Source organism: Bacteroides sp. 90-K9/2, assembly GCF_047310725.1.
In the GTDB taxonomy this organism is placed as follows: domain Bacteria; phylum Bacteroidota; class Bacteroidia; order Bacteroidales; family Bacteroidaceae; genus Bacteroides; species Bacteroides vicugnae.
Genome location: NZ_JBCGVL010000007.1, coordinates 251,717 through 264,326, shown reverse-complemented (window position 1 = coordinate 264,326; position 12,610 = coordinate 251,717). Strand labels below are relative to the sequence as shown.

Here is a 12,610-nt window from a genome sequence, read left to right as displayed (position 1 = left end):
GTTCAGGACGCCGTAATTTTATTGACCTTATTCAAATACCTGTTAGTCTTAATTGTATCGCTACTTCATAAGACAAGCATTGACGGTTCTATTTTTACTTGTACTACTTGTATTGTTTATCAATATTTCAAAGAACTTGTTGCTTTCGTTTTAAAAGCGGGTGCAAAGGTAAGGGCTTTATTTTTAACTACCAAACTTTTTCGGAAGTTTTTTTTCAGTTTTTCTTTTTACTCAATTTCTCTGGCTCTCTATGCGAAAGGGAAAGAATGTATGAAAGAAGAACTCGCCGGTTTTCTTTGCGAATCGGACTGCAAAGATAAGAACTTTATTCAGTATAATCCAAACTTTTTCGGAAGTTTTTTGTTCTTTTCTTTAAGGGGGATTCCGCTTTTTCACTAAGTCAATTTTTCAAGGCTTTCTTCTCTTGGAAAGCGGGTGCAAAAGTAGCCCCTTTTGGTATACAATCCAAATATATCAAACTATTTTTTCTAATTATTTTTGAATATATTTGCTAAAGTGCTGAGGAAGAACGATGTTGTAGAACATATTTTTTATCACGGGTGGGGTGTGCGCGGAAACAACCGGAGAGCTACACATTATTATATCACACGCGGGCGCGTAAGTGCACCGGGGATCAATTTGCGTTAGGGGGCAATTAAAGAATCAGGTCATAAATATAAGAGGAAAGAAAGATAGATATAAGAGATAGTGGTTTTATAGCGAGTTCCGTTTCTAAGTTTGATTCATTAATATGATACTTGTATGAGAATGATGCGTAGAATCTTCGATCTTACTGAAAAGGATTTTTCTTTTTCATTTCTCATGTTCTCATAACATGCACAATAATCTTTTGTAAATCAAGAATATAATACTATGAGAAATAAAATACAAAACGGCATTTCTCATAGTATGACACGCATTTTGTACATAAAACAACCTGTTTCTCATAACTTATCAAGGCATTTCTCATAGTATTTTGACTATTTATCCTATAAATTCTCAAGCTGGATTCCAGGCTAAAGATCAAGTTGAATACCAGACTATGCACCTATTTACAATATATTATCAGCGCTTGTTGAAAGTATATAGAGCAGACATTAGTATATTTTCCTACCGGCATCTGTATCGTTGCACTACAGTGAACAGGTCTGTGCACTAAAGTGGAAAGAACCGTTCACTAGAGTGGAACGATTTGTTCACTGGAGTGCAACGATACAGATAGCAGCAGGAAGAAACGGTTATGATTAAGGAAAAACATGAAGATACAAGGAGAATGATACACAGAAAAGCAGTAAACAATAGGAAGTTGATTAATAAACGGCATAAGGAAAGGAATAATCATAAGTCCGGAGAGAGTCCGGGAAAAGCCACGGCCATCATGCATGAGAAATGAGCTAAACAGATAAAAGCAGTATGAGAATAAGAGGAGAAATGATTGGAAACCTATGAGAAATGCATCATTTTTAAGGAGAAATGAGGGAAATACTATGAGAAATACCACCTTACTGTTTATTTCTCATAGCATTATATTATTGATTTACAAAAGATTATTGTGCGTGTTATGAGAACATGAGAAATGAATATGAAAAATCATTTGCAGAAGGCTGGATTTCTCTTTGATATAAATACAGGAAACTATCCACACCTATGTTTTTCGAGAAAATGATAAATCGGATCAGTTCATATCATGGATTTATTTCGTACCTTTGCCACTCGATTTATATAAAAAGAAAAAATGAGTAAAGAATACACACTCGCAGATTTCACAGATATTTTTGATTACTCCACAGGATGGTTCAGCGACAGTAGCATTTGTAGTCTATTCTATCAGATATTCAAACGATTCCCTTCCATGAAAATGGTGAAATATAAAGTAAACCAGGATTTTCTGAAAGAAATCAAGGAACTTTATCAGCAAGATGACGCGTTCGATATATTCGAGCATGTGTACTGCAATCATTTTGAAAATGAAAAAGAAGAAGAGGAGGAAGAAGAAGAAGACAATACAGGTACAAAAGAGTTATACGACTGTATCGTTATCTGCAAAAAGAATTTAATGATCGGCTATTTTGATAATTGCGTAAAGATTGTCTATTCCAATATCGACGAAGAGGAAATCAATCATCTCAATCAGATTTGCGAAAATCACAAGAAGGAAAATGAGAAACTTAACAATCTATTTATAGTAACATACTCTCATAACTACTTCAGCCTGAAACAATCGCAAGTCAATGAACCTGCTATTCAGATTGATCGTCACTATAACGATGATTTTGTTCCCGTAGCTGCCGAAATCGAACACTTCCTGCTAGAGGACAACAAAAGCGGATTAATCATTTTGCATGGGAAACAAGGTACTGGAAAAACTACTTATATCCGCCATCTCATTAATCTTGGTAAAAAAAGAATGATTTATATGAGTGGGGATCTGGTAGATAAACTTTCGGATCCGAGCTTTATCACTTTTATCCGCCAACAAAAGAACTCTATCTTCATCGTAGAAGATTGCGAAGAACTATTATCAAGCCGCAACGGAGGCAACCGTATGAATGCCGGATTAGTCAACATACTGAATATCAGCGACGGACTGTTGAGCGATGAATTGTGTATCAAATTTATCTGCACCTTTAATGCTCCACTAAAAGATATCGACGAAGCATTGCTTAGAAAGGGACGCTTGGCTGCCCGATATGAATTTAAAGACCTGACCACTGATAAGGTTAACCAACTGATTAAGGAAGAAAGTCTGGATATTCCCGAACAAACACATCCCATGACACTGGCTGAAATCTATAATTACGAAGGAATGGATTTCTCCTTGGGAAGAAAACGGGTAGGATTCTAAAATATTCTCCGGAATAGAATTGCCAGAGAAAAAACAGGCAATTATTATTATGAAATATAAGTATATAAATTTTATCTGCAGCCGGACACGATTCGACATTTTTATACGTTTATTATATTTAAAAGAGTTGCCCAATAATAGGGCAACTCTTTTAAATATAAAACTTCTTAAGTTCAAACTAAACTTGTGATACCTTATACGGACATATTCTTACTTATAAGTTAACGGAACTTCTAAGATATTCACTCACAAAACCTGCTATTATCCAAAGCTGAAGGGAAAAGCGCTTTCATCAGATAAAGCAATTAATCCATTTTTCCGTTGGATACAAATTTTGTTCTCCCGTGCCAACCAACCGGCGGCCAATGCTGTACTTTCTACGCTTAGGTTTAATCTTCTCGCCAATTCAGGTATTGAAATTTCACCAATTTCTTTCAGGGCATACCAGACCTTTCCGGCATTGTTCCCTACAATCGTTTTATCCATGGCTATTTTTATTAATAATTCGGTTACAATATAGTCATTTCAACAATAGTTTACAACAAAACCAGATTTTTTATTTTAGTTTTTGACATTATTTAAAACAAGAAAATCAATTTCGCAATTAACGGTTAAAAACTCGGTCATAGTTCATACCATAACACTACTGGAAGGCACATTATATATCAAAATAAATTCTCAAAACAGGTATAGGGAAACCATAGAAAGAAAATAGAAAGTTGACATTTCCGCAATATCGGACAAGTCATTTCGCTTTTTTACCAATACCTTTGCGAAGTGAAATACCAAAATTAGTTATGCAACAGAAAAAAACAACGAAAGAAGAATATCAAAAGTGCGTAAATGTGGTAGTGGAATACATCATCCAACATTTAGGAGAAGATATTGATTTAAAATCTCTGGCCAGAATTTCAAACTTTTCTCCTTTTTACTTTCACCGGATCATGAAAGCTTTTCTCGGTGAACCGATTGGTACGTTTATTGTCCGGACGCGGACAGAAGCTGCCGCACGCCTACTCCGCTACTCGGATATTCCGATTGCCGACATCGCCTACCGGATTGGCTACTCATCTCCTTCTTCGTTGTCGAAAGTGTTCAAGCAATTTTATGGCATTTCACCTTTAGAATATAGAAACAATAAAAACTTTGTAATTATGAAACCAGCGATTATCAGGCCAGACCTGGAACTAAAAAAAGAGATCAGAAATGTCTCCGAACGGAATGTGATTTATATCCGCCTTACAGGGGACTACAAACTAAATGATTACGGCGGCACTTGGGGACGTTTATTCCAATTCATCAAAGAACAAAAACTGCCGATGGGAGATTTCAGTCCGCTTTGCATTTACCACGATGATCCGAAAGTGACGCCAGCCGAGAAACTGCGTACAGACGTATGCATGGTGATGCCTGTAAAAGTTGCTCCCAAAAGTGATGTGGGATTCAAGGTTATCCCAGCCGGACGTTATGCCATCTTCCTTTACAAAGGACCGTATGACAATCTGCAAGCTGTATACGATACGATTTACGGAAAGTATCTGCCCGAAATGGAATGTACACTGCGTGATGAAGCCAGTGCCGAGCGCTATCTGAACAATCCATGTGACACTCCTCCCGAAGAGTTGCTGACGGAGATCTATATTCCGGTAGAATAATCCGGATAAGAGGATGAAGGAGCAGCAGTCACTTCCAGACAGGCTGTTCCCTCTTCCCTACCTGCTATTTTTCAGCATAGACGCCAATCCTGTTTCCTTCACTATCCGTGAATACGGCAAACCATCCTTTATCGTCTGCCTCAATCTTTGTTTTGGGAATGACCACTTTCCCTCCTTTCAGAAGCACTTTTTCCAACGTTTGTTCAATATCCTCACAGTTGAAATGGATAAGTACGCCATGCGTTGAAGGAAGAAAGTCGAAGTTTGAAGCATAAGATATTGCACCGACGGTTTCACCTTCTTCCGTGAAACAAGCCATTTTCTCTGTTTCACATTCAAAAGTCGGAAGTTGCACACCCAACACAGTTTCGTAAAAATCGACAGCCCGACGGAAATCGGTAGCAGGAATCTCAAAAAATGCAATTAATTTTTTCATTTCGTTTCTTTTTTATGGTTACTACTAAGCCTTTGCAAAGACATTGCAAAAGTAGGGTAACACGAGGAAGCCCGATAGGAAAAAAGAGACATCTTCAGAGTTTAGAGAAATAATCGGAATAAGGGGCACATACAGAAAGATACTCCGCAGGGGTATAACCGGAAAAGAGTTTGAATTCCTTTATCATGTGAGACTGATCGGAAAAGCCACATTCATAAGCCACTTGTACGAAAGGAACAGTAGCATCCTGTTGCAGCATGAATAACGCCCGTTGCATACGGATAATACGAATAAATTCTTTGGGAGTAGTACCGACATAATCGGTGAAGATACGCCCGAATTGCTTGCTGCTCAAACAGGCTGTCTCCGACAAATGAGAAATGTTGATTTGCGGCCGGAGATTTATTTCATGGAAAACAGCAGACATGCGCTTGAGATTATACTCGGGAAGAGTGCATAAACGACGAAGAAAAAACTGCTCTATCAACCGAATACAAACTGCATTATCAGAAGTATCCGTGACCTGTTTTACTAAGTCCGACAGTTCTGCATCTTCCATCGCACCGGTGTCTATATTCTGTCCGCGGAACAGATGACTGGGTATGTGAAACAATGCTTTTACCGCATAAGGTTGGAAAACAACAGTAATCATCTCTATCCTGCCTGTAGACATCACATCCGAGAAACCGACCGATTGTCCGGAAATAAAGGATTGGGGTTGCAGCTCCGACTCGCCCGACAAAAGAAGTTGTTTCCCTTTATGGAATACCAGTTGCATGCAGCCAATAGGCAGAGTCCGTTCGGAAACAGGGGCTATTGAGTCGTCTTGCAATATCCAGTAATACCGTATATAGGGAGCCAGTGCAAAACAGGGTTTTATCAGTTGAAATGATTGCATATAACAAAGATATTATTTCTTAATCCAAATGCAAAAGTAAAACTCCTGTTTAAAAGGGGATAGTAAAAAAAGGACTTCTTTACTTAATTAAAAAAAGCATCCTCTGCTTGAAGAAGCATGATTACAGCTCACATCCAAACAGAGGAAGAATTCTTTAGATAACGGAAAGTCCATATTCGTAGGCTTCCGACATCGCGTTGTAATCTGCGTCGGAATATGCGCCTTTATCCCTTGCTTTCTGCATATCTTTCATAAACGATTCTACAGAAGACAGGAAACTAGAATAGTTTTTCTGTTCTTCATCATAGCCTGTCACAGCAGGAAGCTTCTTTGCAGCTTCGAGTTCCTTCTTCAGTTCCGCCATCTTCATGTCAATACGCATACCGTCCAGCGCATGTTTGCGGGAATAAAGATTCATGATGCTTTGCACAGTGCCGGACATCTTACGCATAGCCATGATCTGATCTTTCAACGGTTCGTCGGCAAGAAGTTCTTTTTCAGCCTGTTCCGTGAGCGGGCTTAGAATATCAAAAATCACTTGTTTATATTCGGACATTTCTACACTTAGCCGGTAGTTTTCATCCAAGAGCTTGCCAGCCTTGGCTGTCTCTTTGGCCTGCTTGTAAGAGAGAAACTTATTAAAATTATCATAGAATTGCGTCCGTGCACTAAAAAGTCCTCTATAACTCTGCTTCAGATTCTGACGGACTTCTATATTAAAGTAATCTCCCGGATCCATCAATTCCGCAGTGTCTCTGGCAGATACTTCAGGCGGTGCTATCGGAGATACTTCAGGAACTTTTCCTGTCTGTTCCATATATCCCAAGACCGCATTTACGTCTTTTGCATTAGCTACATGCCTCAACACGATGAGCGATGTATGATAATAGTTTATCACTTTACTGGCATTATCCAATTCCTCCGGAGTGACGGAGGACGCAGCCTGTTTCTTGTTTCCTCCCGAACAGGAAACCAATAAGAAAGCACCTATCAGTGCTCCAAACAATAAGATATTCTTCTTCATAATAATGGTTAGTTTATTGAGACTTTCGTACTATAACAATAAAAATCGTTTTTTGTTATAGACAAACAATGCATATTTGATAAGTGTTCTATACATGATATTAACTTAAAAATAAAACAAATATGGAACAATCATTTCAAAAAGGAGTTGTGCTCCATTTGGCTTCCCTCATTGAATATACTGAAGGAGGCGTCATCAGCAAACAGTTAATCAAAAGTCCGGCAGGAAATATCACTTTATTTTCTTTCGACAAAGGAGAAGGGTTAAGCGAACATCGTGCTCCGTTTGATGCGCTCGTGCAGGTATTGGAAGGGGTAGCGAATATTACTGTAAACGGAAATCTGTTCACCGTAAAAGCAGGAGAAAGTATCGTATTTCCGGCGAATGCGCCGCATGCCCTTACAGCAGTGGAGAGATTTAAGATGCTGTTGACTATGATTAAGGAATAAACAACCATAGTGTATAAAAACAAAAAATGGCTACTCATCACGAGCAACCAATCTTTTGTTAACCTTAAATCTAATACTTATGAAAAAAACACTGTACAAAGGTACCATATTTCAGGTAAATAGCAAATTTTAGAGCCTAAACAGCCCATATTATAACAGGGTTTAATACTCTGGGAAGCGTATTAACATTTCAGACTTCACACGTTAACATTTAACATATTCATTCACACAAGTTACTTCTTGGGTAAGTAAGAATACAAAAAAGAGGGCATCATTGAAACAACATCGTCTTTTTTTTGTAACTTTGAACTATGATAATCAGTGCCAGCCGCCGGACAGATATTCCGGCATTCTATTCCCAGTGGTTTTTTAACCGGATTAAAGAAAGATATGTATTAGTGCCCAATCCATATCATCCGAAAATGATTAGCAAGATCTCTTTATCTCCTGCTGTAGTAGATTGTTTTGTTTTCTGGACCAAGAACCCGGCACCTATGCTCAACCAACTGGAGAAATTGCAGGATTACAACTATTACTTCCAATTTACACTTAACCCTTACGGAGAAAAGCTGGAAAATCATTTGCCCTCCATCGATAAACGAATGGATACCTTTAAAAAGCTGGCTGATAAAATCGGCAGGGAAAGGGTGATCTGGAGATACGATCCGATACTGACGAACGAGGAATACAATGTTTCTTTCCATCAGGAAGCATTTGCCCGGATTGCCGACGGACTCAAAGACCACACTGCCAAATGTATGCTAGGATTCATAGATCATTACCAGCATATCCGGAACTCTGTACGGTCATTCAACATCTATCCGCTGACTCAAGAGGAAATAGAAGAAATGGCTGTCTCTTTTAAAAAAACAATAGACGCTTATCCCGACATACAGTTGGATACTTGTACTGTGAAGGTGGATTTAAGACATTTGGGTATTCCGAGCGGCCTGTGTATCGATAAGAATCTGATAGAAAAGATCATCGGTTATTCCATCCTCGCCCAAAAGGATAAAAACCAGCGTAACATCTGCAACTGCATTGAAAGCATTGATATCGGAACTTATGAAAGTTGTCTGAACGGATGTATTTATTGTTATGCCATCAAAGGCAATTATAACACGGCAGTATATAATAGGAGGAAACATGATAAAAACTCACCGCTACTTATCGGTCATTTATCCGAAGAGGATATCGTAAAGGAACGGGAGATGAAAAGCCTGCGGGATAACCAATATTCGTTGTTTTAATCTCTTCGGTCTACAGTTGGCTTACAGGCATAAAAAAAGGCTATCTATCCCAGACAGCCAATCTTTTGTTAACCTTAAATCTAATACTATGAAAAACACAGTACAAAGATACGGACTTTTCGGTTATCTCCAAATTTTGAGGTCAAAGCAACGTAACTTATAACATGGTTTAATAGAATCAGAACCGCATTAACAAATGAGTGGCCGGCCATTAACATTTAACAGTTTTCTTAAAGAATCAAGGCGTAAAACTGGAAGAGATGCAAAAGTTTTCGAATCGAATACCTTATCTTATTAAAGAGAGTTTATGCGGGCTAACAAATTCCTCTGCCAGCTGTTTCTAATAGAAGGTAACCATCAAATTCCCATTATATGAACAGATTCGAAAATAAAGTAGTTGTCATCACCGGTGCTGCCAGTGGCATAGGCGAAGCAACCACACGCCGCATTGTCTCCGAAGGAGGCAAAGTAGTCATCGCTGACCATTCCGAGAAAAGAGCGGAACAGCTTGCCAACGAACTCATGCACGCAGGGGCTGACGTGCGCCATGTCTATTTCTCCGCCACCGAACTCCAGAGTTGCAAAGAGTTGATTGATTTTTCCATGAATGAATATCAAAGAATAGATGTACTGATTAATAATGTAGGAGGAACTGATCCCAAACGTGACCTTAGCATCGAAAAGCTGGACATCAACTACTTTGATGAAGCATTCCATCTGAATCTCTGCTGCACGATGTACCTTTCCCAACAGGTCATTCCTATCATGACTGCCAATGGCGGCGGAAACATTGTCAACGTAGCTTCCATAAGCGGACTTACGGCTGATGCCAACGGCACTTTATACGGCGCCAGCAAAGCGGGTGTCATCAACCTGACGAAATATATCGCTACTCAAATGGGAAAGAAAAACATCCGTTGCAACGCCGTAGCTCCGGGACTGGTACTTACTCCCGCTGCATTGGACAACCTGAATGAGGATGTACGTAATATCTTCCTCGGTCAATGTGCCACTCCTTATCTGGGAGAACCGGAGGATGTTGCAGCTACCATCGCTTTTCTGGCTTCGAACGATGCCAGATACATCACCGGACAAACAATTGTGGTGGATGGCGGACTGACCGTTCATAATCCGACAGTAGCGTTATCATAAAACGACCGGATAACGTATTATCGGTAAAGATGATACGTTATTAACCGGCAACCATTACAAAAATAATCTCTTTTTCCTTGATGTTACCGATAGGAAACATATCTTTGTGACCAGTCAGTAACAAAAGTATCAAAGTATGGAAAAAGAGATTACTAAAAACAGACAGGCTACGGAAATGACCCTGATTAAAGCCGTCAACGATATCATCGAAGAAAGCGGTTTCGAAGGGTTGGGGATCAATGCGGTAGCAGCCAAGGCCAAAGTTTCAAAAATGCTTATCTACCGTTATTTCAATTCGCTGGATGGACTGATAGCAGCCTACATCCAGCAGAACGACTATTGGATTAATTTCGATGAAAAGTTACCGGATCAGACTCATTTAGCCGCATTTATCAAGCAGATATTCAAAAGACAAATCATGTGGTTACGGGAGAATTATACATTGAAACGCCTGTATCGCTGGGAACTGACAACGGACAATAAGTTTGTGAAAGAGTTGCGCAACAAACGGGAAGAGAAAGGTATCTGGCTGGTAGAGGCAGTCAGCAAACTTTCAAAACATCCGAAAAAAGAGATTGCCGCTATGGCTTCCATCATCACCGCAGCCATCAGTTATCTGGCATTGCTCGAAGAAAACTGCCCGGTCTACAACGGCCTCAAAATTCAGCAGGAAAGTGGCTGGGAGGAATTGGAAGAAGGCATCAATCTATTAGTAGACCTCTGGTTACAAAAACAACTCTAATCAAATGAATAAAATGACAATAATGGGAATATGGGTTCTTTCTCTATTGATAAATAGTGGATGCGACCGGGATTTAGTAGAATACGACAGTAACGATCTTAAAATATATATTGAAAAAGGGCTTTATTCCCCTCGAATAAAAAAAGGCATAATTATTAATGATTAAGTCGTTATATCATTCAACAAATACTAACTTTACGACGTTATAAAATATAAAGAGCGAACGAAATGATTGTTAAGACATTACTAGATACCGATCTTTATAAGTTTACCACATCGTATGCTTATATCAAACTGTTTCCCTATGCAATGGGCACGTTTAGTTTCAACGACCGGAATGAAACCCAATATACCGAAGATTTCCTGAAAGCACTCAAGACAGAGATTAAGAATCTTAGTCAGTTGAGGTTTACGGAAAAGGAACTGGAATATATGACGAAAAACTGCAGATTCCTTCCGAGGGTCTACTGGGAGTGGTTATCTTCTTTTCGTTTCGACCCTAATAAGATTGATATTCATCTGGATGAAGCCTGTCATCTTCACATGGAGGTGACTGACTTGCTCTATAAAGTGACGTTATATGAAGTGCCTTTGCTCGCGATTGTCTCCGAAATCAAAAACCGTTTCTTTGGCAATGTAGCAGACATGAACGAGATTCTTTGCAAGCTGTCGGAGAAAATAGAATTGTCGAATCAACATCAGCTCCGCTTTTCCGAATTCGGCACACGGAGAAGATTCTCCATTGATGTGCAGGAAACGGTTATCAAGAAGCTGAACGAGACGGCACATTATTGCACCGGAACTTCCAACTGTAACTTTGCAATGAAATATGGAATGAAAATGATGGGGACTCATCCACATGAATGGTTTATGTTTCATGGAGCGCAGTTCGGATATAAACATGCCAACTATATGGCACTCGAAAACTGGGTGAATGTTTATGACGGGGATTTGGGCATCGCACTTTCCGATACATATACTTCCGGTATCTTCCTTAGTAACCTTAGCCGCAAACAGGCCAAACTTTTTGACGGAGTGCGTTGCGATTCCGGTAATGAGTTTGAGTTTATCGACAAACTGGTTGCCCGTTACAAAGAGTTGGGAATTGATGCGACAACCAAAACCATCGTTTTCAGCAATGCCCTCGACTTTACCAAGGCATTGGATATTCAGGAATACTGCCAGAACAAAATACGCTGCTCTTTCGGAATCGGTACCAACCTTACCAATGATACCGGATTCGAGCCTTCGAACATCGTGATGAAACTGACACAATGTAAGATGAATGTCAATCAGGAATGGAGAGAATGTATCAAACTATCTGATGATGAAGGAAAACATACCGGCAGCCTTGAAGAGGTACAGGCTTGCCTGTATGAGTTACGACTCAACTAAATTATAACAATGTTGCACATATTTTCCGTAAGTTCTCCAAATGCGCCATAACATTCTTATCCTTTCGGGCAATTTGCATATTATATCTTGTCTGCATATTCACCAACAGCTCCGCATTTATATTGGTAGCAGCTTCAATCAACAAAGCAAAATCAGTAGATACAGGACGACGCCCATTCAATATATCATTCAGCATCGTATACGACACTCCTACCACCTCTGCAAATCGTTTCTGCGATATTCCACGAGATTGTAATTCTTCTTTTATAATCTCTCCCGGATGTACTGAAACAAAAGAATACCCTAAATTAGACATACTATTCTTATTTATAATGATTCGTTATGTCGATTATAGAACAAATAGTTATGATGGGTTCGGAATCCGTAGTCGATATTTTAAATTCCAGTCGATATTGTTTATCGATCCGAATAGATGAAATACCTTTTTTAACTCCCGTCAAGACTTCATAATTCAACGAATTCAAAGGATAAAGTGCTTCTACATTCAACGCTTCAGCCAAAATGACAATTCGCTTCACATAATTCCTTATTACTTGAGGTTGAAAACGATGCTTCTTATCGCTACATTTACCTTCATAATAAAGCTCTGAAAGATATTCCTTTTCAAACTCAATAACCATTTCTCTACTTATTACGACAGTACAAAGATAGCAGTTTTTTTTCAGAATACACTAAAAAAGTGGATATAATGATAGCAATTCTATCAAACTTGGCCAAAGTCCGAAAGCTAGTAGATAAAACTT

At 39.1% G+C, this 12,610-nt stretch carries 13 protein-coding genes; 7 read left to right on the top strand and 6 right to left on the bottom strand.

Annotated features, from left to right (window positions below; translation table 11 throughout):
- Window positions 1-1,735: 1,735 nt before the first annotated feature.
- A complete protein-coding gene (locus AAHJ11_RS16935; protein ID WP_195650062.1) occupies window positions 1,736-2,845 on the top strand; it encodes an AAA family ATPase in 1,110 nt (369 codons plus the stop codon).
- Between the two features lie 261 nt (window positions 2,846-3,106).
- Here AAHJ11_RS16935 and AAHJ11_RS16930 read toward each other — a convergent pair whose 3' ends face one another.
- Window positions 3,107-3,331 carry a winged helix-turn-helix domain-containing protein gene (locus AAHJ11_RS16930; protein ID WP_004296847.1) on the bottom strand — a complete coding sequence of 75 codons (225 nt, stop codon included), beginning with the start codon at window positions 3,329-3,331 and terminating at the stop codon, window positions 3,107-3,109.
- 311 nt (window positions 3,332-3,642) lie between these two features.
- Here AAHJ11_RS16930 and AAHJ11_RS16925 point away from each other — a divergent pair, with 311 nt between their 5' ends.
- Window positions 3,643-4,500, top strand: coding sequence for an AraC family transcriptional regulator (locus AAHJ11_RS16925; protein WP_148365022.1), 858 nt, complete (start codon window positions 3,643-3,645; stop codon window positions 4,498-4,500).
- 64 nt (window positions 4,501-4,564) lie between these two features.
- Here the strand turns inward: AAHJ11_RS16925 and AAHJ11_RS16920 are convergent, their stop codons facing one another.
- The 3 genes from AAHJ11_RS16920 to AAHJ11_RS16910 form a co-directional block, all read right to left on the bottom strand.
- A complete protein-coding gene (locus AAHJ11_RS16920) occupies window positions 4,565-4,936 on the bottom strand; it encodes a VOC family protein (protein WP_004296844.1) in 372 nt (123 codons plus the stop codon).
- A 94-nt stretch (window positions 4,937-5,030) separates the two neighbouring features.
- Window positions 5,031-5,834, bottom strand: a complete 804-nt coding sequence (locus AAHJ11_RS16915; protein ID WP_413579881.1) for an AraC family transcriptional regulator — start codon at window positions 5,832-5,834, stop codon at window positions 5,031-5,033.
- Window positions 5,835-5,988: 154 nt separating this feature from the next.
- Window positions 5,989-6,858, bottom strand: coding sequence for a DUF6845 domain-containing protein (locus tag AAHJ11_RS16910; RefSeq protein WP_148365024.1), 870 nt, complete (start codon window positions 6,856-6,858; stop codon window positions 5,989-5,991).
- A gap of 122 nt (window positions 6,859-6,980) precedes the next feature.
- On the opposite strand from AAHJ11_RS16910, the gene AAHJ11_RS16905 reads away from it, so the two are divergent.
- The 5 genes from AAHJ11_RS16905 (at window position 6,981) to pncB (ending at window position 11,846) form a co-directional block, all read left to right on the top strand.
- Window positions 6,981-7,307, top strand: coding sequence for a cupin domain-containing protein (locus tag AAHJ11_RS16905; protein WP_195650060.1), 327 nt, complete (start codon window positions 6,981-6,983; stop codon window positions 7,305-7,307).
- Between the two features lie 311 nt (window positions 7,308-7,618).
- Window positions 7,619-8,557, top strand: a complete 939-nt coding sequence (locus AAHJ11_RS16900) for a DUF1848 domain-containing protein (protein WP_074559087.1) — start codon at window positions 7,619-7,621, stop codon at window positions 8,555-8,557.
- A gap of 372 nt (window positions 8,558-8,929) precedes the next feature.
- Entirely contained in the window at window positions 8,930-9,709 is a 780-nt protein-coding gene (locus AAHJ11_RS16895; protein ID WP_148365026.1) for an SDR family NAD(P)-dependent oxidoreductase, read from the top strand.
- 136 nt (window positions 9,710-9,845) lie between these two features.
- A complete protein-coding gene (locus AAHJ11_RS16890; RefSeq protein WP_148365027.1) occupies window positions 9,846-10,451 on the top strand; it encodes a TetR/AcrR family transcriptional regulator in 606 nt (201 codons plus the stop codon).
- Window positions 10,452-10,679: 228 nt separating this feature from the next.
- On the top strand, window positions 10,680-11,846 hold the full coding sequence (pncB, locus tag AAHJ11_RS16885) for a nicotinate phosphoribosyltransferase (protein ID WP_195650056.1): 1,167 nt from the start codon (window positions 10,680-10,682) through the stop codon (window positions 11,844-11,846).
- A gap of 1 nt (window position 11,847) precedes the next feature.
- On the opposite strand, the gene AAHJ11_RS16880 is transcribed toward pncB, so the two are convergent.
- Window positions 11,848-12,162, bottom strand: coding sequence for a HigA family addiction module antitoxin (locus AAHJ11_RS16880; protein ID WP_148365029.1), 315 nt, complete (start codon window positions 12,160-12,162; stop codon window positions 11,848-11,850).
- Window positions 12,163-12,169: 7 nt separating this feature from the next.
- Window positions 12,170-12,487, bottom strand: coding sequence for a type II toxin-antitoxin system RelE/ParE family toxin (locus tag AAHJ11_RS16875; RefSeq protein ID WP_007766544.1), 318 nt, complete (start codon window positions 12,485-12,487; stop codon window positions 12,170-12,172).
- Between the last annotated feature and the right edge of the window lie 123 nt (window positions 12,488-12,610).